The organism is Enterococcus hirae ATCC 9790, from assembly GCF_000271405.2.
Lineage (GTDB): Bacteria > Bacillota > Bacilli > Lactobacillales > Enterococcaceae > Enterococcus_B > Enterococcus_B hirae.
In genome coordinates, this window is the sequence record NC_018081.1 from 2422027 (window position 1) to 2443374 (window position 21348).

The 21348-nt window shown below is 37.0% G+C and carries 18 protein-coding genes, 1 pseudogene and 1 other annotated feature; of the genes and pseudogenes, 2 read left to right on the forward strand and 17 right to left on the reverse strand.

The window, feature by feature from the left end; all coding sequences use genetic code 11:
- Nucleotides 1–67: 67 nt before the first annotated feature.
- The 8 genes from cbpB to EHR_RS11545 form a co-directional block, all read right to left on the reverse strand.
- Nucleotides 68–568, reverse strand: a complete 501-nt coding sequence (gene cbpB / locus EHR_RS11510; protein ID WP_010719279.1) for a cyclic-di-AMP-binding protein CbpB — start codon at nucleotides 566–568, stop codon at nucleotides 68–70.
- 118 nt (nucleotides 569–686) lie between these two features.
- Nucleotides 687–1199, reverse strand: coding sequence for a metallophosphoesterase (locus tag EHR_RS11515; RefSeq protein WP_010737496.1), 513 nt, complete (start codon nucleotides 1197–1199; stop codon nucleotides 687–689).
- Complete coding sequence (gene rph, locus EHR_RS11520) at nucleotides 1196–2545, reverse strand: ribonuclease PH (protein ID WP_010737495.1); 1350 nt, start codon at nucleotides 2543–2545, stop codon at nucleotides 1196–1198. The genes EHR_RS11515 and rph overlap by 4 nt, the downstream gene beginning before the upstream one ends.
- A gap of 3 nt (nucleotides 2546–2548) precedes the next feature.
- Complete coding sequence (gene racE, locus EHR_RS11525; RefSeq protein ID WP_010737494.1) at nucleotides 2549–3370, reverse strand: glutamate racemase; 822 nt, start codon at nucleotides 3368–3370, stop codon at nucleotides 2549–2551.
- A gap of 269 nt (nucleotides 3371–3639) precedes the next feature.
- Nucleotides 3640–4923: a hypothetical protein gene (locus EHR_RS11530; RefSeq protein WP_010737493.1), complete on the reverse strand. Its 1284-nt coding sequence runs from the start codon at nucleotides 4921–4923 to the stop codon at nucleotides 3640–3642.
- A 602-nt stretch (nucleotides 4924–5525) separates the two neighbouring features.
- Complete coding sequence (locus tag EHR_RS11535; protein WP_010719288.1) at nucleotides 5526–5915, reverse strand: DUF4430 domain-containing protein; 390 nt, start codon at nucleotides 5913–5915, stop codon at nucleotides 5526–5528.
- Between the two features lie 119 nt (nucleotides 5916–6034).
- Nucleotides 6035–6598 carry a cob(I)yrinic acid a,c-diamide adenosyltransferase gene (locus tag EHR_RS11540; protein WP_010737492.1) on the reverse strand — a complete coding sequence of 188 codons (564 nt, stop codon included), beginning with the start codon at nucleotides 6596–6598 and terminating at the stop codon, nucleotides 6035–6037.
- Nucleotides 6599–6620: 22 nt separating this feature from the next.
- A complete protein-coding gene (locus tag EHR_RS11545) occupies nucleotides 6621–9119 on the reverse strand; it encodes a vitamin B12-dependent ribonucleotide reductase (RefSeq protein ID WP_010737491.1) in 2499 nt (832 codons plus the stop codon).
- Nucleotides 9120–9262: 143 nt separating this feature from the next.
- Here EHR_RS11545 and EHR_RS11550 point away from each other — a divergent pair, with 143 nt between their 5' ends.
- Nucleotides 9263–9814 carry a DUF6580 family putative transport protein gene (locus EHR_RS11550; RefSeq protein WP_010737490.1) on the forward strand — a complete coding sequence of 184 codons (552 nt, stop codon included), beginning with the start codon at nucleotides 9263–9265 and terminating at the stop codon, nucleotides 9812–9814.
- A 192-nt stretch (nucleotides 9815–10006) separates the two neighbouring features.
- Here the strand turns inward: EHR_RS11550 and EHR_RS11555 are convergent, their stop codons facing one another.
- The 6 genes from EHR_RS11555 to EHR_RS11580 all read right to left on the reverse strand — a co-directional run bounded on the left by EHR_RS11555 (nucleotide 10007) and on the right by EHR_RS11580 (nucleotide 15903).
- Nucleotides 10007–10723, reverse strand: coding sequence for a hypothetical protein (locus tag EHR_RS11555; protein ID WP_010737489.1), 717 nt, complete (start codon nucleotides 10721–10723; stop codon nucleotides 10007–10009).
- A gap of 355 nt (nucleotides 10724–11078) precedes the next feature.
- On the reverse strand, nucleotides 11079–11978 hold the full coding sequence (locus tag EHR_RS11560) for a hypothetical protein (protein ID WP_010737488.1): 900 nt from the start codon (nucleotides 11976–11978) through the stop codon (nucleotides 11079–11081).
- Between the two features lie 1026 nt (nucleotides 11979–13004).
- Nucleotides 13005–13661, reverse strand: coding sequence for an amino acid ABC transporter permease (locus EHR_RS11565; RefSeq protein WP_010737486.1), 657 nt, complete (start codon nucleotides 13659–13661; stop codon nucleotides 13005–13007).
- Between the two features lie 15 nt (nucleotides 13662–13676).
- Nucleotides 13677–14324 carry an amino acid ABC transporter permease gene (locus EHR_RS11570; RefSeq protein ID WP_010719298.1) on the reverse strand — a complete coding sequence of 216 codons (648 nt, stop codon included), beginning with the start codon at nucleotides 14322–14324 and terminating at the stop codon, nucleotides 13677–13679.
- Nucleotides 14325–14336: 12 nt separating this feature from the next.
- Nucleotides 14337–15152: a transporter substrate-binding domain-containing protein gene (locus EHR_RS11575; RefSeq protein ID WP_010719299.1), complete on the reverse strand. Its 816-nt coding sequence runs from the start codon at nucleotides 15150–15152 to the stop codon at nucleotides 14337–14339.
- 13 nt (nucleotides 15153–15165) lie between these two features.
- Nucleotides 15166–15903, reverse strand: coding sequence for an amino acid ABC transporter ATP-binding protein (locus tag EHR_RS11580; protein ID WP_010737485.1), 738 nt, complete (start codon nucleotides 15901–15903; stop codon nucleotides 15166–15168).
- Between the two features lie 249 nt (nucleotides 15904–16152).
- On the opposite strand from EHR_RS11580, the gene trpS reads away from it, so the two are divergent.
- On the forward strand, nucleotides 16153–17163 hold the full coding sequence (gene trpS / locus EHR_RS11585; protein WP_010719301.1) for a tryptophan--tRNA ligase: 1011 nt from the start codon (nucleotides 16153–16155) through the stop codon (nucleotides 17161–17163).
- Between the two features lie 62 nt (nucleotides 17164–17225).
- Here the strand turns inward: trpS and pheT are convergent, their stop codons facing one another.
- The 3 genes and pseudogenes from pheT to EHR_RS11600 all read right to left on the reverse strand — a co-directional run bounded on the left by pheT (nucleotide 17226) and on the right by EHR_RS11600 (nucleotide 21330).
- Complete coding sequence (gene pheT / locus EHR_RS11590; RefSeq protein WP_010737484.1) at nucleotides 17226–19646, reverse strand: phenylalanine--tRNA ligase subunit beta; 2421 nt, start codon at nucleotides 19644–19646, stop codon at nucleotides 17226–17228.
- Between the two features lie 5 nt (nucleotides 19647–19651).
- Nucleotides 19652–20694, reverse strand: a pseudogene (pheS, locus tag EHR_RS11595) (phenylalanine--tRNA ligase subunit alpha).
- Between the two features lie 48 nt (nucleotides 20695–20742).
- Nucleotides 20743–20946: a binding site (T-box leader), on the reverse strand.
- A 42-nt stretch (nucleotides 20947–20988) separates the two neighbouring features.
- Entirely contained in the window at nucleotides 20989–21330 is a 342-nt protein-coding gene (locus EHR_RS11600) for a winged helix-turn-helix transcriptional regulator (RefSeq protein WP_010719304.1), read from the reverse strand.
- Nucleotides 21331–21348 lie beyond the last annotated feature (18 nt).

Sequence of the window (21348 nt, forward strand, 5' to 3'; positions counted from 1 at the left end):
ACGCTTTCCATTAAATGACCTTAATGGAAAGCGTAAGGAATCGTCTCAATCTTTTTTGCTTTAATCGTTAACTAACGATGTCTAACTTTTCTTTTAATTCTTCGACTTTAGGCGAAACAATGTTTCGTCGTTCCAATTCATGCACCATATAGTTGACTGCCTTTAGTAGTTCTTTTCGAGTAATGATCCCTTTAAAAACTTTGTCTTCTGTAACAACCGGTAGAAAAGGTGAATCAACTAATAAATGGAGAACTTCTTCTAGTTCCCAATTTTCATCGATCGTTGCAACATTCGTTTCCATTACATCTGCAACGGTTAGTCCTTCTAATGGGTCCATGCTGATCGTTTGTAGATCGATCATTTTATTGACGACATCAGATAAGCTAACTAATCCCACAAAACGGTCATCTTTTCCTAGTACAGGGATCTTCGTATAACCTACTTTCGATAAAACAAGCAAACCATGTGATAATGGATGTTGATACATGACATTCGCTACATTTTCAGCTGAGATCAAAAAAGTCTCTCGATTTTGTAGCAATAACTCTCTTACAATCGGTCCAATCATTGGAGGGCCTCCATTTCAATTTCATTTCAATTTCATTTCAACATAATTATTTTACCGAAAACGGATGCAAAATTCATATAAAAAATCGAGATTTTAGTAAAAATTAGAGATTTTTTGCTTACAAGGAAAAAGTGAAAGCCAGTTCCTCGACAGGTTGATGCGCTCGATTATAATATTGAACATTGACTTGTTCTCCACTGTGTTCAATCAAGGCATAAGAAGGGATTTGGATCGGTCCTCGTGGTTGCGAAATGCTTCCAGGATTCAAATACAAGACCCCTTCTACTACCTCACAACCAATTTGATGCGTATGACCAAAAAAGACCATTGTTGCTTGGTTGGCTTGCGCTTCAAGCGCTAATTGAGTAAGACCAAAACGAACATTTGCCAAATGTCCATGAGTGATAAATATTTTATCTTTCCCAGTATCAACCCACTCTTTTTCAACAAATCCCGGTCCGAAATCACAATTTCCCTTGACTACATGGAAGTGCGTCCACAATTGATCTTCTGGCGATAATTCTGAATCGCCACAGTGAAAGAAGAAATCCACTTTCGTTTGATAACGAGCAACTAGATCAGCTAAGATTTCCCGATCACCATGGTTATCACTGACAACTAAATATTTCATTTGTTTTCACCTTCCAACCAGCTTTGCCATACTTGGCTCAATTTTTTCATTGCTTGTGCCCGGTGGCTGACTTGGTTTTTTTCTTCACTTGACATTTCGGCTGCAGTTTCAGTTGAACCGTCAGGAATAAATAGTGGATCATACCCAAAGCCGTTGTCTCCTCTTGGGATTCTTCCTACTTTTCCTGGCCATTGCGCTTCCACCACTAGACTTTCTTTATCCGGTGCAGCAAAAACCAAGGTGCAATGAAATTGCGCCGTTCTTTTCTCATCTGGAATCTCCGTCATCTCATAAAGTAATTTCGCATTGTTTCCTGCGTCACTTTTGTGTTCACCGGCAAATCGTGCAGAGTAGATTCCTGGCATGCCACCTAAAGCATCTACTTTCAAACCAGAGTCATCAGCTAATACAGGTTGATTCAACAAATAAGCAATCGTTTCCGCCTTCAGACGAGCATTTTCCTCAAACGTTGAACCAGTTTCTTCTACATCAGGTAATTCAGGATAGTCAAACAATGTTTTGACTTCATAACCAGCTTTGCCAAACATCGCTTTAAATTCTTCTGCTTTCCCAGCATTTTTGGTAGCAATAACGATCGTCTTCAAATCGTCCTCTCTTTCTGCTCGTTGCTCGAACAAGACATTTTTTTGTTCAAGAATCAATTGCTCAATCGCTGTTTTTCCATAAAAGAGCAGATCGTTTAATTGTTCACCATCAAAGGTTGCTTCTTCCCCAGTTCCTTGAATCTCGACAAATTTGCCAGATTCAGTCATGACTAGATTCATATCGACTAGCGCTGCAGCATCTTCTTCATAATCTAAATCTGCCACACATGTCTGATCGGGTAAAATCCCAACACTGATAGCAGCTAAATGTTCAATAACTGGATCTTCACGTAAAACTTTTGTTTGAAGTAACTTTTCGACTGCTAATTTTAACGCAATAAAAGCTCCTGTGATGCTAGCCGTTCTTGTCCCACCATCTGCTTGCAAAACATCGCAATCAATGATAATACTACGTTCGCCTAACTTTTTCAGATCAACGACCGCTCTTAACGAACGACCAATCAACCGTTGGATTTCCATTGTGCGTCCTGAAAGTTTTCCTTTGCTGCTTTCTCTTCGATTTCTAGTATGAGTCGCACGTGGCAACATGCTATATTCTGCTGTTACCCAACCAGTTCCTGTTTCTCTTAAAAATGGCGGAACGTTTTCTTCAATCGTAGCAGAACAATTGACGATCGTATCACCAAAGTGAATCATAACAGAACCTTCTGGATGTTTAAAAACATTTGTTTCAATCTTTATTTTTCTTAACTGCTGAGGTTGTCTTCCATCGTGACGCATCTGTTATTTTCCTCCTAATTCAATATGCTCAACATTCAACTGATCGAGCATCAACCAATCTTGTGCAATCTCTTTAAAAAGCTTAGCTGAACCAGTCGTATAGAATTGGCATAACGTCCGCCCCTCATTGACTGAATTGCTGATTTCAAAATAGTCCAGCAACATCGAAACTTCCCCGACAGTCTCTGCACCTGAATCGATTAATGTTACACTTTCTCCCATAACGTTTTGGATAATCGGACGTAACAAAGGGTAATGGGTACAACCCAATACTAATGTATCGATTTTCTTAGTAACCAATGGCGCTAGTGTCTGGGCAACGATTTTTTTTGCCACTGACGAATGATATTCATTACTTTCCACTACCGAAACGAATTTTGGACAAGCCAAACTAGTCACGGCAAGTTCAGGTACCTTCGTTTTCAGCGCTGTTTCATAAGCACGACTTTTGATCGTTCCGAGGGTTCCGATAATCCCTACTTGTTTATTTCTTGTTTGTTTAACAGCTGCTCTTGTCCCAGGTAAGATCACACCAATGACTGGAATAGGAAGTGCCGCCTTGATTTCTTCTAAAGCAACCGCAGTAGCAGTATTACAGGCAATCACTAACATTTTGATGTTTTGTTCCACCAAATGATTCGTCATTTCCCAAGTAAATTCGATCACTTGTTCTGCCGGTCTAGGACCATAGGGGCAACGGGCAGTATCTCCAACATATAAGATATTTTCATTTGGTAATTGTTTCAATGCTTCTTTGACCACCGTCAATCCACCAACACCTGAATCAATAAAACCAATCGGGCGATTATCAGTCAATAGTATCATCCTTTTTCTCAATAAATTCTATCTTCCTTATTGTGGACTTTTTAAGGTGATTTTTCAAGTACTACCTTTGTACTTCTATCCATAAAGCTTGAATAGCTCACACAGTCGATCTAAAGAATCACTAGTTTGACTTAATGATCTTAAGTTAGTTGTTTTTAGCAGATGAAGATTGCTCTTTATCTACACTTATCATGAATGATTGCGATTCGTTTTAGAGATACTAGAAGAGACTGAGACAAGTTTTGTCCCAGTCTCTGAGCAATTATGGTTTATCGACTAACTTCAGCTGATCCTTGAGATAAAGAATTCATTTGTTTTATATTTTTGTTTGGTTTTGGTAGAGTATTTTGTTCCGATCCTCGATTACTTAGTCTTTGATTCAATGGTAATGGAACTTGATCTATTGGATTTGGGTTTGTTCTATCTAGTTCGGGAAGCTTACTTAGCAAAGTTGTTTTTCCATTGATTATTTCATTAAGCTCTTTTTTATCTTCGTTAGTGAGAGTAAGCATATAAGGTATATTGCGTCTATTTATTTCATTAAGTTTTCTGCTACCAATAAATTCCGCCATCGTAGATAGCATTTTGGGTTCTACCTTTTGGTTCTCTTTAAGTGCTAATGAAGTGTTCATTGCTCGAGATAACAAAAGCGCGTTGTCATCCACTACTTCAGCTATAGTCTTCCCATTTATTTTAATGTCTGCTTCATTTTCTTGTTTTTTATCTGTTTGTTGTTTCGCTCTTTCTCTGATTATATCCCGAAGTGCTTCTTTTTCTTCTATTCTCATGACAAGATTTGTAATCTCTTTTAAATTAGCATCTGTCTTACTTTCCTGTGTTTTCAATGTGTCTTGTTTTTTTCTGTATATTTTCCGAAGAGTGGCTCGATCTTCTTTTAATAGTTCAAGTTTAGCTATAACCGCCCTTTTCATTTCCTCATCAAGATTTAAATCCATGACCTCATTTGCTATTGCCTCTAGTTTTTCTTCGGAGACAGTGTGGTTCTCTAAAAGTTGGTATTTATTTGTAATAGCTATAGTAGCATCATCTGTTAGCTGCGCTATTAATTCATTCACCTTTAGAAATTGATCATCTTTAAGCCTAGTTAATTCCCTTCTAGTTATATTCAGATCGAAAATAAAGTTATGACACGTACTAGTTTTTAAAGGAATATAATAGAATTTATCAAGGTCTTCAATTAGTGCAGCTTTCGTTTCTTCCGACAAAGGCATGTTTGAATTAAGTCTATGTTTTTCATTAAGATAGTTAATAAAAAAGGTTCTATTATTACTATTTATTTCTATATTTCTTTGTTTTAACAGATTTTTCTCTTCTAGAAGAGATTTTAGATAGGAGGGAATTTCTTCAGTTGAAGCTTGATGATCTTTAGAAAGATCTTTATCCAATGCTGCTGATGTTTCCAGATCAGTACGTTTCTTTTTCGTAAATTTATACTTATTGAATAGTCTATAAAAAAAACCACGCTGATCTTGGGACTGTATGCTAACTTTCTCTTCATTGTTTTTATTTATATTCTGTTCCTTGTCTGGCATGCTGTTTTCTCCTTTGAGATTTTATATACGCTTTATAAATTTATCAGAAAAAAAAGGACATCAAAAACTTTTATTTCTAAACAAAGAAATTCTTGGGATTTAATACTATTGCATTTATTCAAAATCTAGATTATCGTTTTTAATCTCTGGGAATATTTGGTCATAAATAGTATTCTCAAAGGATTCTACATCAACAGAATTTTATTTAGGTACTGCTATACCTAACTATTTCTTTAAAAATAATTTTTTGAATATTTGGCATCCACGTGCGGTGATTTGCAAAAATAGTATTACTTTATAAAAACAGAAGAACATGTAGCCTGCAAATTCAAATCAATATCAACATGAAAATTAGAAGCTTTTTGATCAATTTATGAGACAATGTGAAAGAACAAAAAAGCTGAGATAGCATGAGGTACATTCTGACCCAGATTTAATTTTGCGCAACTTATCAGTTCTTATTGACCAAAAACCTTTTTTTAACATATATTAAAACTAATCAAAAAAAAACGAAAATCAGAATAACTGCTTTTCGTTTTTTCAGCTTGTTCATACGAATACTTTGACCGCACGCTCAAGTTAATTTTTGAACTGTTACACTCTTACTTGAATGTTGCTAAATTGAACACTATCTGATCGTTAGGTGATAATTTAATATCATTTGCTCCTTTTTCCGCCATTTTGCCGTTGATTGTGAACGTCCAATATAATCCTTTATCTTTGTCTTGTGCATGCCCATCAATTGCCGTCACAAAACCATTGTCTTCTTTCACTGAAAACTGTTTTTTTAGTAATTCCAACAAGGTCTGATTTGGTTGGTAAGTAACGTTTTTTGCCGATAGTTCTTTTCCCTCTTCTTGCAAAGTGATGGTCACTTTTTTTGTAGTGGCTTGTGATTGAGCGCTTGATTGTTCTGTCGTGGTAGGTGATTGACAACCAGTCATAACGATCATACTTGATAAAGCAGCTAATAATACTATAAATTTCTTCAAAAAAAACACTCCTATTTATTAATTTGTAAAAAGAATTAACTTAAGTTATCACTTTAAACATTATAGATATGATTCTTAGACAGTTAGATTTTAATTCAAACAGTAAGGTCTGATAATAATTAATGGAATACTTTCCCAGCTCGCTCATAGAATGGTTCTTTAATATGATAAACCACATTGACATAACGTGCCAAGACAAAAAAGAGATCCGATAACCGATTAATCAGTTTATAGCTCATTTGATTCGTTTCTGTTTCTTCCAAAATCAATTCAGTGATTTCACGTTCCGCTCTTCGGGTCACTGTTCGGGCAAGATGGAAATGCCCTGCTACTGGATGTCCACTAGGCAAAATAAATTTGTCGATCACCGGTAGTTTTTCTTGATAAAAATCAATCATTTCTTCCATTTTCTCCAAATCTTTTTTAGTCACGATCCGTTCTTTGACTTCCGTTGGTGTGGCAAAATCTGTTCCGATATCAAATAGTAATCGTTGAAGTTGGATTAATTGTTCGATCAAAAGTGCAAATTTATCAGGATCTAATTCTGCAACGATCGTTCCTACCCAAGAGTTGATTTCATCCACACTTCCATAAGCTCTAACACGAGAAGCTGACTTAGCTAGCCGTTGCCCTCCGATAATACTAGTCATCCCAGCATCACCACTTTTAGTATAGATTTTCATGGTACCATGCTCCTTTTTAAACTTATAATCCACACTTTAGTTGTACTTTACAATGGGTGCAAGTACTGCAACCTCCGATTTCTTCAATTGTACCTTCATGACAAATCGGACAGCGCTCTTCACTCGTTGCTGAGTCGTTTGAAGCTTCTGTTAGCAAAACATCTGGGTGTACCTCTGATGTTACTAGCTCATCGGTAAAACTATTTTCTTCCGCTGATAAAGTCAGGACTTGTGAATCTCGGCTACCGTCAACATATACCGTACCGCCTTTTGCCCCACCTTGATAAAGTCGTTCGTAAATATCAGCTACTTCTTTAACACGATATCCCTTAGGTGCGTTGACTGTTTTGGAAATGGAGCTATCAACCCATCGTTGGATCGTACATTGGACATCCACGTGAGCTTCTGGTGAAAGCTCCATTGCTGAGACAAAGTATTCCGGTAACTCTGAGGCATCTGCCTCTGGATGTTTCGCTATATATTCGTCAACGATTTCAGCGTGTACTTCAATGAATTTTCCTAAGCGACCGCTTCTAAAGTAGGAAAAAGAGAAATAAGGTTCCAATCCCGTGGAAACACCAGTCATCGTACCTGTCGAGCCAGTTGGTGCAACGGTTAATAAGTGTGAATTACGGATTCCATAAGTTAAGACACCTTGCCTAATATGTTCTGGCATCTTTTTCATATACCCAGAATGGATAAAACGCTCACGTAATTGTCGTGTTTCTTCTTCGTTCTTACCAACTAAATAAGGAAAACTTCCTTTTTCTTTTGCCAATTCGATCGACGTTTGATAAGCTGTAACGGCAATCGTTTCAAACAATTGATCGACTAACGCATTTCCTTCTTTAGAGCCATACGTTTTGCCGCAATAGATCAATAAGTCGGCTAAGCCCATCACCCCTAAACCAATACGACGTTCCCCTTTTGCTTGTTGCTCATTCTTGTCAAAAAAATAAGGGGTCGCATCAATAACATTATCTTGGAAACGTACACTGGTTCTAACCACTTCTGCAACTTTTTGAAAATCGATTTCTTGGTGCTCATCTACCATATTCGCTAAATTGATAGCTGCAAGATTACATACCGCATACGGTGTCAATGGCTGTTCTCCACAAGGATTTGTTGCAACGACTTTTTGTCCATAGGCAGCAGCATTAGTCATCTCATTGGCGTTATCAATAAAAAAGATCCCTGGTTCCGCAGAATAAGTAGCACAGTAAGTGATCAATTCCCAAAGCTCTCTGGCTCGAATTGTTTGATGAACTTTCACTTTACGTCCTGTCGCTTCCCACTCACGAACATCACCGATTTCAGCCCAATGTTGATCATAATCAGCCATTTCTATTTCTGTATACTCGTCAATAGCAGGAAAACGCAAATCATAGGTCTTATCTTGTGCGACAGCTGCCATGAATTCCTTTGTCAGACAGATTGAAATATTCGCCCCTGTTAAGAAGTCAGGATCTTTGACACTATAACTTCCACCCATTTTTAATTTTTGCTTAGCCTCTTTGATGAAAGCATGTTCTGCAAATTGCAAAAGCCCCTCTTCCTTAACCAAGACTTCAAATAGCTCCCTTTCTTCTTGAGTTAAAGGAGAAAAAGCTAGTTTCTCGCTTGCTAATTGTTTGATTAGGGGATTTTGACTTGTAGTTATCAACTGTTGCAGGATCAACGGATTCTGGATTTTTGAAATAATAAATTCAAAAATATCTGGGTGCCAATCATTGAGCATGATCATTTGCGCCCCTCTGCGACTTCCTCCTTGCTCGACTAAATGGGTGAGATTAGCTAAATCATTGAGCCAAGAAACAGCACCAGAAGATTTTCCATTTACGCCATGTACGACAGCTGATTTTGGTCTCAAGGTTGAGCCATTCGTTCCTACTCCACCACCACGACTCATGATTTCCATGACTTCTTCTCGGTGTTTTGCTAAACCAGAACGAGAATCTTGAATAAATGGCATGACAAAACAATTAAAGTATGTGACTTCTGATTGCGTACCAGCACCATATAACACCCTTCCTGCAGGAATCAAATTTTGTTCAGTCAATTGTTTGTAAAAATCTTCAAAAAATTCAGCTTTTCTATCGCCCTCGACTTGACTAATTCCGAAAGCAACTCGAGCAGCAATTTGTTCATAATACAGCTCTAAAGGTTTTTCAACTTCACTTTTGTTTCTTTTAACGAATCCACGAGCTATTTCTTCAGGATCAGTCAAAGAGGAGCGAAATTCCTCTTCCACTTCGATCGTTAAATCGTCTCCAGAGTGCTGAATGATCGTTCCAATTCCACGAGCCGGGTATTGTGGATCCGCATGTACCGTCAAGACGACTAGATCACCTATGGTTAACGTCTGATTATGTGGATCTTTGTAAGTATATCGATCCAACATGACCAAGCGTGAAATCCCTTCAAATGTCAGTTTCATTTGTGGATCAATAGGTTTGACCTCTGGATAATTCCGTATATCCTGATTAAGTTTTTCTATATATTTTTTTGAATAAATTCCCATTCCATCGCCACCTTATCATAAAAAACACTATATATAGTGTCTGTTAATTATTATCACACTACATAATGTGTTTTTCAATCTTGTAATAAAAAAAATTTATGATATAATGAGAACTATTATCAGTGAAGGAGCAGCCTCAAAAGATGAACACATTTAAACAAAAACCTTACTTTACGATTCACAAATTTGCTTATTTGTCATTATTAATTGCTGCCTGTGTCGTAGGCAGACTTTTTTTTGCTTGGTTACCAAATATTCAACCTATGACAGCAATTCTTTTACTACTTGCGGCATTTGGTTCTTTAACAGATGCTTTAATCGTCTCCATATTGAGCTTATTCATCACTAATCTATATTTAGGATTAGGGACTTGGACAATCAGTCAAATGCTCGCCTTCAGCGGGATTGTTTTGTTTTTTCATTGGATGAATCAGTTACCTATAGTCGCTAAGCATGTGACTATTCAAGCAATTTTGAGCTTTATTTGTGGATTAATTTACGGTTTGATTGTTTCACGAATTGAAACTTTCATCTATCAACTTCCCTCTTTTTGGGCTTACTATTTTCAAGGACTTCCTTTTGATCTCGCCCATGGTATAGGTAATTTCTTTTTTTATTTGATTCTCTTTCCCGCATTTCAACGGATACTGTTTCCGCTATACAGTAAGACGCTTGATGACAGATATAAAAAATAAATGACGTGAGAATCCTTATTTTATCAGCCCTCTGATTATTTTTGTCTAACTTTTTTTGAGGGTATAGAATCAGAAGTGATTCTTCTGTCCCAGTTTTCATTTAGCCATAAAAAGTGGGATATTAATCAAATTTTTTCTGATTAATATCCCACACTCATTTATCATGTAATCATTTTTAGAGTTTATTGATTGTTATCTATGTAACGGGTTAAACTTCTCAATTTCTTTTTCTCGTCTCTCTCGGCTTATTCTTGGTCTATTCTCCAACTCATCTATGAATTGCTTTAATATGGTGGGGTTAAGTTTAGTAAAGTGTCTATTCTTCATAAAACTTGCTATCGCTTGCTTAACCGCTTCATTTTCTTTTCTTTCTTCAATTAATTTTTCCACTCTTGAGGTTTGATTTTCTATAAGTTCCTTAGCGTCCTGTTCAGCGATTATTTTTAGATCATGAATAAATGCTATACACGTATCAGGAGTCAAGGGATTAAACTTAAATTTATTAAGGTCTCCAATTAGTGCATCTTTTGTTTCCTTCGGCAAACGTGTATCTGAGTGAATCTTATGCCTTGTCTTAAGGTAGTCAATATAAAAAGTTTTATTTTGGCTAGTTACTTCTATTGTATTTTGGGTCTCTATTAGGTTGTTTGGTTGTATGAGTTTGCTCTCATCTGGATGAAGTGGAAGTCGTTGGATGACCCCTTCTGCTACATCATCTTTAAGTTCAGAAAGAAATTCACCTATTGCTGCTAATGTTTCCGAACTAACAGGTTCACCCTCCTCAAGCTTACACTCTTCGATTAGTTGAAAAGCTATAGTAGCATGATTATACAAAGTATTTCGAGGTCGTTCGCTTTCATTATTTGCAATTTTTTGATTTGTTTCTTTTTTCTGTTCCATGTTTGGCATGTTATTCTCTCCTTTAAAATTTTATGTACTGCTTCATCAATTTATCAGAAAAAAAATACATAAGAAAACTTTTATTTCCAAGAAAAGAAAATTTTGCAATTTAATACCATTTAATTGATTAAAATTCTAGGTTATTACTTTTAATTTCTGAGAATACAAGGTCAAGAATAGTATTTTCAAAGAAAAATGCATCATGAAATTATATTTGAGTATTCCTATACATAACAATTCCTTTCATAATATTTCATTGATTTTTTAATCCCAGTTTTAATTTAGCCATAAAAAGTGGGATATTAATCAGATCAATATCCCACACTCATTTATTATGTAATTATTTTTAGAGTTTTATTGATCACTATCTTTGAAATTGATCCTTTTTGTTTAGATATGCCTGTGACTTTGGTAGTACAGATGTTTTTAATTGCTCAATTCTTTTTTTCGTAAGTCTTCCTTGCTCGGATTTTCCTTGCTCACGTTTTCTTTTATTAAGGCTTCTTTGTTCTGAGCTTCCTTTTTCAAGAAATTCTTTTACACTCATCTTGAAATATTCCTGTCTTTCATTTGGTTTACTTGGAGACTTATATTCATTTTTTAATTTCTCAATTTCTATTTTTTGCCTCTTTTTGCTTATGTATTCAGATTTTTTCAACTCGTCTTGAAATTGCACCATTAGTGTTGGGGGAATTTCAGTATAGTGTCTGTTCATCTTAAATCTTTCTTTCACTTGATCAACCGCTATATCTTCTCTTGCCTTTTTTATTGATTTTTCTATCTTGGGCGTTTGCTTCTTTAAGAGTGTCTGAACATCTCTTCTAGCGATCACATCTAAATCATAAATAAAGGAAGTAAACCTGTTAAGGTCCAAAGAATCGAAATAGAATTTATCAAGGTCTTGAATTAGTGCATGTTTTGTTTCTTTCGACAAAACTGCTTTTTTGCTTAAATCATACTTTTGATTAAGGTAGTTAATATAAAAGGTTTTATTTTTATCATCCACTACTATTCTATCATCACTATTCATTTGGATGTTCCTTTGTCGTAACAGTTTTTTCTCTTCTGGAAGAAGCGGAAGATAGGAGATAATCCCTTCTGCAGAATCTCTCTTATAGTTAGAAAGAATTTTACCTAATGTTGCTAACTTTTCCGAACTATTAGCTTCTCCCCTCACAAGCTTATGATCCTTGATTAGTTGAAGAGCAATAGCATATTGACTTCCTGTCCGTATTACTGCTATTTTTTGTTTATCATTTGGCATGTTATTCTCTCCTTTAAAAGTTATATACTACCTTGTTAAACTATCAGAAAAAAGGAGTATCTAAGTAACTTTTATTTCTGCAGAAAGAATTTTTTGGCATCTGATATCACTAAACATGTTGTTTTTCGAGTTACTATCCGATAACCATTCTGTCAAAAAGCAGTCATCACCCACTTATAGAGAATGGATGATGACTGCCTATACTAGATTAAAATTGAAGATTCTTAATTTATCCACTTCTGTTTGTCACAAATTGTTGATTGAATGATCTATCGACCACTAGAACATCGTACTTCTACTTCACGCAAGCTCCCCTTTTTTGCTTTAGCAGTCGTTCAGAACAGCTGGTTTTCTAACCGACCAATTTGTTCATTCATTTTTGACATTTTCCTAAATAAACGAACTCTTACACAAAAAATGTACTAAATTTCTAGAAAATCTTACAGAAACTTCTTTCTTTTTACCATTTCCTGTTTGTCGCAAGCAATGGATCATTCGTATACAATTAGTCCAATTACATTCGATAATAGACAATGATTGCTAGTCCGATACCTGATAAAATCAGTCCCCAAAATAGTTGTCCGAACATACTGGTATCTCCCAATAGCCAACGAACGAAAAATAATTTTCTTCCAAAACAAAAATTAACACACCTATGATAAAAATAATACATCCCGTAGAAAATATCGGGTTTGCTTGAAAAGCATTTATAATCTCTTCCATCTAACAACATCTCTTTCTCTATCTATCCATTATAGTTACCACAAACTCTGTTAGGCATTCTCTCAATTCAATACGTTTACCTAACGACACTTAGTATACTTCCTACTGTCAAGACAGTCCATATTTTTAAATGAACTGAACGAACAAAACTGTAAGCTATGTTTTTAAGCTGATCTTTGTCTACGACTACTTTCTCTCACAATATCGTTGAAGAGAAAAACGATCTAAGTTTTACATTGACGAATCAAATAAAAATACTCGCTGAACAATTTTCATTGAACAACGAGCATGCTAAGTTTTTGACTAATAGCTGTACTTTCTTTTTTCTAAATAGGAAGAAAGTAAGGATAAAGCATAGCAGACAGCAAAATACATCAATGTCATTGCCACAAACATTGGCAATACATAATTGGTATTTTGTCCGTAAACAATTCGTGCTTGGTGAGTCAATTCAGGTAAGGAAATGATCACTGCTAATGATGTATCCTTGATCAATGAAATCAGCTGACTCACGATTGCTGGGATCATTGATTTAAATGCTTGGGGTAAAACGACGATTCTCATCGTTTCTACATAAGACAATCCTGTGGAAAGACCAGCCTCCATTTGTCCTTTAGGAACGGCATTCAACCCTGCTCGAAAAATTTCTGATAACATAGCCGATTCAAAAATCGTCAATGCTGCTACGGCTGACCAAAAAATATTCATTTGGATACCGATTTGTGGTAAGGCAAAATACGTAAAGAAAATGATTAATAACAATGGAAGATTTCTGATAATATCAATTAGTATTCCTAGTATTTTTGAAAGATAAGGTATATTGGCAAAACGAACCACACCACAAATCCCGCCAATCAAAAAACTAAAGATGATTGAAAATAATGAAACCTCCACAGTCACTTTTAATCCTTCTAATAAGAAGCGGATATTCATCCATGAAAAAGCACCACTAAAATCCATTTTGTTCTCCCCTTCCTATGAACGAACTGCCCATTTTTTCTCTAAATATGTCATCAAGTAAGACAAAGGTAATGTAATTACTAAGTAAAAAAGACCCACGATGATATAGGTATCAAAAGTGTTGAAAGTTTCACTGGCAATTAAGTCCCCTTGATACATTAAATCTAACCCAGCAACGATAGCTAAAATCGATGAATTTTTTACTAAATTAATAAATTGGTTTCCTAATGGTGGTACGACGATCTTGAAAGCCTGCGGCAAAATAATAAACCGCATCGTTTGCGCATAGGTCAAACCAGCTGATAATCCCGCTTCTGTTTGCCCTTTTGGCACTGTTTGAATCCCTGAACGAACGGTTTCTGCAATAAATGCCGAAGTATAGATCGTCAAACCGATCGTCCCTGCTTGAAAGCCGTCAAAACTAATCCAATAGATCGGAAGGACGACATAAAAGAACATCACAATAATCAACAATGGGATATTTCGAAAAAATTCCACGTACGCTTTAGCTAGTCCACTGATCACTTTGTTCGTTGACAATTGAAAAATTGCCATCAGTGTTCCAATAATCAAACTAAATAATAAAGCTAACACACTTGAATAGATAGTGATTTTAAACCCTTCTAAGAAGGTTGATCCATATGTTTGCAGCAACTCAGCCATTCTTTCCCCTCCTTAATTCACTTTTCCTTGGGTGGTATCTGGGAACCATTTTTGGTAAATCTGATCATATGTGCCGTTAGCAATGAGTTCTTTTAACGCTTGATTTACGGCATCCAAAAATTCTGTTTGTCCTTTATTGATCGCAATTCCATAAGGTTCATTGGTAAACGTCCCACCTGCTAAAGTATAGTCAGGGTTCTCGTCAGCCATTCCCAACAAAATGGCATTATCGGTCGTCATAGCATCTCCTTGTCCTGATTGTAAAGCAGTAAACGCTTCGGCATAGTTTTCTAGTTCAAGAATTTTTGCATCTGGAGCATGTTCTCGGATATTTACTGCAGAAGTTGATCCTTTGACTGCAAGCACAGTTGTTTCAGCATTTAAGTCATCTACGCTTTTAATCGGGCTTCCTTTTTTGACTAATAAAGATTGTCCGGCATCAAAATAAACATCAGAAAAATCAACTTGCTTTTTTCGTTCATCTGTAATGGTCATTGTCGCAATAATCGCATCAATATTTCCATTTTTTAATAGCGGAATCCGTGTTTTAGAGGTAACTTCCACAAATTCTGCTTTCCCATCCTTTCCAAGAATCTCTTGCGTAATCGCTTTAGCGATATCGATATCAAATCCTTGAACCGTACTACTTTTGATATCCATCATCCCAAATAAGCGAGTATCGTATTTTACACCCCACGTTATGGTGTTGTTTTGCTTACTTCGTTCCAGAATATTTTCTTCAGCGACACTTTTTCCTTTGCAGCCTGCTAATATCAAAAAGACCAGACCCAAAAGAAAAAGCAAACGAATCATTGTTTTCTTACGCATTTTATTCCTCCTATCAATGATTGATTACTTTACTAATAAATTGTTGTGTCCGAGGTTCTTTAGGGTTCTCAAAGAAGTCTTTTACATTGCGGCTATCTTCTAATACTTGGCCATCCGCCATGAAAATAACCCGATCTGCTACTTCTTTTGCAAATCCCATTTCATGGGTCACGACGATCATTGACATCCCATCACGAGCTAATTTTTTCATCACATCAAGTACATCCCCGATCATTTCCGGATCTAAAGCAGATGTAGGCTCGTCAAATAACAGCATTTCCGGATTCATCGCCAAACCTCTGGCAATTGCCACACGCTGTTGTTGTCCTCCAGATAACATAGATGGATAAGAATCTTTTTTGTCGAGCATGTTGACTTTTTCTAAGAATTTTTCCGCGTTTTTCACTGCACTTGCTTGATCTTGCTTTAATACTTTAATCGGTGCAAGTGTAATGTTTTCTAAAACGGTTTTATTAGGATATAGATTAAAATGCTGAAAAACCATTCCAACATTTTTTCTGACTTCGGTCAATTTTGTTTTTTTGTCCTGAAGGTCGATATCATTGATTAACAATCTTCCAGAAGAAATCGTTTCTAATCCATTGATACATCGTAACATTGTACTTTTACCTGAACCTGAAGGACCAATGACAACGACGACTTCCCCTTTCTCAAACTCGAGGTTTATGTTTTTCAAAGCATGGAATTTGCCGTAGTATTTTTCCACGTTATCAAATTTAATCATTGCCATATCATTACACTCCCATTATTATTTAGTAAGAAACATTTAAAGATATATAATAGAACATATTATATCTGAAACTTACGTATTTTGTAAAGTTTCTTTGAAACTTTCTTTCGTTATTTTTCTCCTTTGCTTCTTACATCTGCTATTTTTCTGCATTTTGTTCGTCTTTTGATTTAGAACGGTTGTTTCTTCCTCCAAAAAACGGTAAGATATTAAGTGCTTAGTCTTACAAATCGTAAAGAGGTGTTTTTTTTGAAAAATATTATTCTAACAGGTGATCGCCCGACTGGCAAGTTACATTTAGGGCATTATGTAGGATCACTCAAAACACGGGTAGAAATGCAAAAAGATGAAAACAATCAACTTTTTGTAATGATTGCAGATATGCAAGCCCTAACCGATAACGCTAAAAACCCTGAGAAGGTTTCTTCAAATGTACTTGAAGTTGCTTTAGACTATTTAGCTGTTGGATTAGATCCTACGAAATCAACGCTTTTTATCCAATCGCAAATACCAGAATTAGCTGAATTGACTATGTACTATTTAAACCTAGTCAGCGTCGGGCGTGTCCGTCGTAATCCTACAGTTAAAACAGAAATCGAACAGAAAAAATTTGGTGAAGGTGTCCCAACTGGATTCTTTATTTATCCTGTATCGCAAGCTGCTGATATCACAGCTTTCAAAGCGAATTTAGTTCCTGTTGGTGAAGATCAAAAACCAATGCTTGAACAAACACAAGAAATAGTTCAAAGTTTCAACCACACGTATGGCGACGTCTTAGTGGAACCAAAAGGCGTTTTCCCACCAAAAGGAATGGGCCGTTTGCCTGGCATCGATGGGAATGGAAAAATGAGCAAGTCATTGGGTAATGGCATCTATATTTCTGATCCTGCTGATGTGGTCAAGAAAAAAGTAATGAGTATGTACACAGACCCAAATCACATCCACGTGGAAGATCCAGGTCAAGTCGAAGGCAATATGGTGTTCACTTATCTTGATGTGTTTGGAAAAGACAAAAATGCGATTGAAGAAATGAAAGCTCATTATCGTCGTGGTGGTCTAGGTGATGTGAAAATCAAACGCTATTTGATTGATGTTTTGGAAGAAGAGTTTGCTCCAATTCGTGCTAGAAGAGAAGAATTAGCGAAAGATCCAGCTGCTGTGATGGCGATCCTAAGAGACGGTAGTGAAGCAGCTGCGAAAGTCGCTGCTCAAACTCTAGCAGAAGTCAAAACTGCAATGGGAATCAATTATTTTAACTGATTGGCTTGTTAATGAATAAAAAAGACGTCCTCATTCTTTGTGAGGGCGTCTTTTTTTACAGTTTAACGAATATTTGCACCAACTGTTTCACTTAGTGCTTTTTCGATCTTAGTCATTGATCGGTTAATTTCTTCATCTGTCATTGTTGCTTCAGGATTCTCGAATGTCAGACTGTAAGCCATTGACTTATGTCCTTCCTCGATATTTTTTCCTTGATACACATCAAACAATTGGATGTCTGTTAAGAACTTACCTGCAGCAGACTGGATAACCGTTACGATTTCTTGATTGGTTACTGTTTCTGCAACTAACATCGCAATGTCACGAGAAACGGAAGGGAATTTTGTCACCGCATGGAAAGTCATCCCTTTTTGAGCAGCTTCGATCACTGAGCTCAAGTCAAATTCTGCAACATAGGTTTCTGGAACATCGTATTCTTTAGCTGTATTCGGATGAACCTGTCCAACAAATCCAATCACTGTTTCACCTAAATAGATTTCCGCTGTTCTTCCTGGATGCATGTCTTTCAAACTATCAGTCGCTTGATAAGAAATGTCTGTTGCTATTCCTAATTGTTCAAACAAGTTTTCTAAAAGACCTTTGATCGTATAGAAGTCAACTACTTCTGCTTGAGTTTGCCAACTTTTATCCTGCCAAGTACCTGTCAATGCAAGAGCAACATGTTTCACTTCCTGCGGCAAATGAGTCAATGGATCGTTTTCTTGATAGAAGACTCTTCCGACTTCATAAAAAGCGACATCACTATTTTTTCTAGCTACGTTATAGTTCACATTATCCAGTAACCCACTGATCAAGTTCATTCGTAAGACAGAACGGTCTTCGCTCATTGGCCAATCAAGACGTGTAACTAAGGAATCTTTGATTGTAAATTGACGAGATTTTTCTTCCGTTGTCAAAGCATAGCTGATGGCTTCATGTAAACCACTGTCTTCAAGTAATGTACGGATCTTGCGTGTTGTTGATTGCTCTTGGGTCAAACTTCCTGCAACAGTCTCTCCACTTGGTAATGTGGAAGGCAAGCGATCATAGCCATAGATACGAGCAACTTCTTCAATAATATCCGCTTCAATCTTGATATCCCAGCGACGAGGAGGAACAGTAACGGTGAACGTTTCCCCTTCACTTTGATAGCCAAAGCCAAGTGCTTCAAAAATCTCATTTACTTCCTTAACTGTTAAGTCAGTTCCTAGATAATGATTGATTCGTGAGAGAGTGATCGTTACTGTTACGTCTTCTACTTGATAAGTCGAACCAGCAACCGCACCTTGAAGAACCTCACCGCCTGCTAACGAAACGATCATTGCAGCAGCAACGTCACATGCTTCAGCAACTGTTGCTTGATTGATTCCTTTTTCAAAACGAGCAGAAGATTCACTTCTTAAATTGAATTGTTTCGCTGTTCGACGGATCGAAATTGGATCAAACAAAGCTGCTTCTAGAGCAACCGTAGTCGTTGTCTCAGTGATTTCAGAATCCAAGCCGCCCATCACACCTGCTAAAGCGACTGGTTGTTCTCCATTAGTGATCACGAGATTTTCGGGTGTTAACTCACGTGTTTCGCCATCTAACGTAACGATTTTTTCTGTTGCTTTTGCCTGACGGACGACGATTTCTTGTGATCCTAGCCGATCATAATCAAACGCATGTAATGGTTGTCCAAACAACAGTAAGATGTAGTTTGTGATATCTACTACGTTGTTGATTGGTCGAATCCCTTCATTCATCAAGATATTTTGTAACCATTGTGGACTAGATTGGATTTTTACGCCTTCAATGATTCGAATTTGATAAGCAGGCACAGCTTCTGGATCTTCGACTGTCACCTTGATTTTGTCTTTTGCCGGACGTGCTGCTTCTACTAATTCTTCCTCTGCAAAATGAGGTGTTTGACGATAAATCGCCCCCACTTCATATGCTACTCCTCGCATAGATAAAGCATCTGCGCGATTCGGTGTAATCGATAACTCGATAATTGAATCGTCCATGTCTAAATAAGAAAAGACGGGCTCTCCATTGACTGCCTCTTGTGGAAGATAGTAGATTCCTTCAGCATATTCTTTGGGAACGACACTATCTGGATAGCCAATTTCTTGTAAGGCACAAATCATCCCATTAGAAACTTGACCACGCATTTTCCCTTTTTTGATTTTTACATTCCCTGCGATCCGTGAATTAGGTAAAGCAACGATGACTTTGATCCCTGCCTTCACGTTAGGCGCGCCACAAACGATCTGTGAAAGTTCTTCTTCACCGATATCCACTTGGCAAATCGATAAATGATCGGAATCAGGATGTGGCACACATTCCTTGACTTCGCCGACTACGATTTTTTTTAAGCCTTCTTCAGGAACCGTGATTCCTTCCACTTCGATCCCAGTCACTGACATTTTATCAGCTAGTTCTTTTGGCGTAACTGCTGACAAATCAAGATATTTATTTAACCATTTATAAGAAACTAACATGCTTTTTACTCCCCTTTGAACTGACTTAAGAAACGCAAGTCATTTTGATAGAAATTACGAATATCATTGACACCGTAACGTAGCATTGCTACTCGATCTGGGCCAAGGCCAAAAGCAAAACCAGAGTATTTTTCCGGATCGATACCTGACATTTTCAATACATTTGGATGAACCATCCCAGCTCCTAAGATTTCAATCCAACCGGTGTGCTTGCAGACATTACAGCCAGCGCCACCACATTTGAAACAGCTGACATCCACTTCAACAGAAGGTTCAGTAAACGGGAAATAACTAGGACGTAGTCGAATTTCACGTTCTTCACCAAACATCTTCTTCATTACGACTTCTAAAGTGCCTTTTAAGTCACCCATCGTAATATTTTCATCGATCACTAATCCTTCGATTTGATGGAATTGGTGGCTATGAGTAGCATCATCCGTATCACGACGGAATACTTTCCCAGGTGAGATCATTCGAAGTGCACCTTTTGAAAAGTCATGTTTTTCCATCGTACGTGCTTGTACTGGTGAGGTATGCGTACGAATCAAGATCTCTTCTGAAATATAAAAAGTATCTTGCATATCACGAGATGGGTGGTCTTTTGGTAAGTTCATTCGCTCAAAATTATAATGATCAGACTCCACCTCATACCCTTCAACAATTTGGTAGCCCATTCCGACAAAGATGTCTTCGATTTCTTCCATGATTTGTGTCAAGATGTGGCGGTTTCCTTGTTTGACTTGACGTCCTGGCAAGGTCACATCAATTGTTTCTTTGCTTAAAGCTGCTGCAAGTGCCGCTTCTTCTAACGCTTGCTTTTTACGTTCAATTTCTGCTGTCAACAGATCACGAATCTCATTGGCAAAACTACCAACTTTCGGACGTTCTTCAGGACTTAGATCCTTCATTCCCCGTAAAACTTCGGTGATTGGTCCTTTTTTCCTAAAGTTTCTACACGAATTTGATTTAATTCTTTTAAATCGCGTGCTGTCGCTATTTTAACGATTGTGGCTTCTTTCAAGCTTTCTAATTGGGCTTGTAGAGACATTCCCTATTTCCTCCTTCAAATTCAAATACAAAAAAGACCTCATTCCTACAAAGGAACGAGGTCTTCGCGTTACCATCCTAATTTACGGTCAAAACCGTACACTTACTTTTTTAACGACATTTGCCGGTCTGAATAAATCAGACGAACTCAGAAAGTGAACTTCATTTTTCAAACTCAGGATCTGCTTACAGTCTATGACAGATCTCCCTGGACTGGTTTAGCCAAACTACTCTTTTTCGTCAACGTTCTTTAGCTATTCATCTAATGCCAGTTTACAAGATTTCACTTCCAAAATCAACTGCATTCTTCTTCTGTCACCCATTTTTCACTCCAAACCTGTAACTGAACGATGGCCTTTTGAAGATCCGCTCCTTTTTCAGTTAACATATATTCTGAACGGCTGGACTCTTTACATGAGAAGTTTCTGGCGATGATTTTTTCTTTTTCAAGTTCTTTTAATCGTTCAACTAAAACCCGATCACTCACCATAGGTATTTTAGCTGCGAGATCAACAAAGCGTTGCGGACCATTTTCAAGCAATACATCAATAATCAGCCCATTCCATTTTTTACCTAAAATCGAAAAGGTCTTTTCAAATTTAGGACATAAAGTGAACTCTGTCTGTGTTAGCTCCATTTTACTCACCTCTTTGCT

Bases quoted from the DNA above. Each gene is read 5' to 3' on its own strand.
- cbpB (WP_010719279.1), bottom strand. From the start codon at position 568: ATGATTGGACCGATTGTAAGAGAGTTATTGCTACAAAATCGAGAGACT.
- EHR_RS11515 (WP_010737496.1), bottom strand. From the start codon at position 1,199: ATGAAATATTTAGTTGTCAGTGATAACCATGGTGATCGGGAAATCTTA.
- rph (WP_010737495.1), bottom strand. From the start codon at position 2,545: ATGCGTCACGATGGAAGACAACCTCAGCAGTTAAGAAAAATAAAGATT.
- racE (WP_010737494.1), bottom strand. From the start codon at position 3,370: ATGATACTATTGACTGATAATCGCCCGATTGGTTTTATTGATTCAGGT.
- EHR_RS11530 (WP_010737493.1), bottom strand. From the start codon at position 4,923: ATGCCAGACAAGGAACAGAATATAAATAAAAACAATGAAGAGAAAGTT.
- EHR_RS11540 (WP_010737492.1), bottom strand. From the start codon at position 6,598: ATGAAAATCTATACTAAAAGTGGTGATGCTGGGATGACTAGTATTATC.
- EHR_RS11545 (WP_010737491.1), bottom strand. From the start codon at position 9,119: ATGGGAATTTATTCAAAAAAATATATAGAAAAACTTAATCAGGATATA.
- EHR_RS11550 (WP_010737490.1), top strand. From the start codon at position 9,263: ATGAACACATTTAAACAAAAACCTTACTTTACGATTCACAAATTTGCT.
- EHR_RS11555 (WP_010737489.1), bottom strand. From the start codon at position 10,723: ATGCCAAACATGGAACAGAAAAAAGAAACAAATCAAAAAATTGCAAAT.
- EHR_RS11560 (WP_010737488.1), bottom strand. From the start codon at position 11,978: ATGCCAAATGATAAACAAAAAATAGCAGTAATACGGACAGGAAGTCAA.
- EHR_RS11565 (WP_010737486.1), bottom strand. From the start codon at position 13,661: ATGGATTTTAGTGGTGCTTTTTCATGGATGAATATCCGCTTCTTATTA.
- EHR_RS11570 (WP_010719298.1), bottom strand. From the start codon at position 14,324: ATGGCTGAGTTGCTGCAAACATATGGATCAACCTTCTTAGAAGGGTTT.
- EHR_RS11575 (WP_010719299.1), bottom strand. From the start codon at position 15,152: ATGCGTAAGAAAACAATGATTCGTTTGCTTTTTCTTTTGGGTCTGGTC.
- EHR_RS11580 (WP_010737485.1), bottom strand. From the start codon at position 15,903: ATGGCAATGATTAAATTTGATAACGTGGAAAAATACTACGGCAAATTC.
- pheT (WP_010737484.1), bottom strand. From the start codon at position 19,646: ATGTTAGTTTCTTATAAATGGTTAAATAAATATCTTGATTTGTCAGCA.
- EHR_RS11600 (WP_010719304.1), bottom strand. From the start codon at position 21,330: ATGGAGCTAACACAGACAGAGTTCACTTTATGTCCTAAATTTGAAAAG.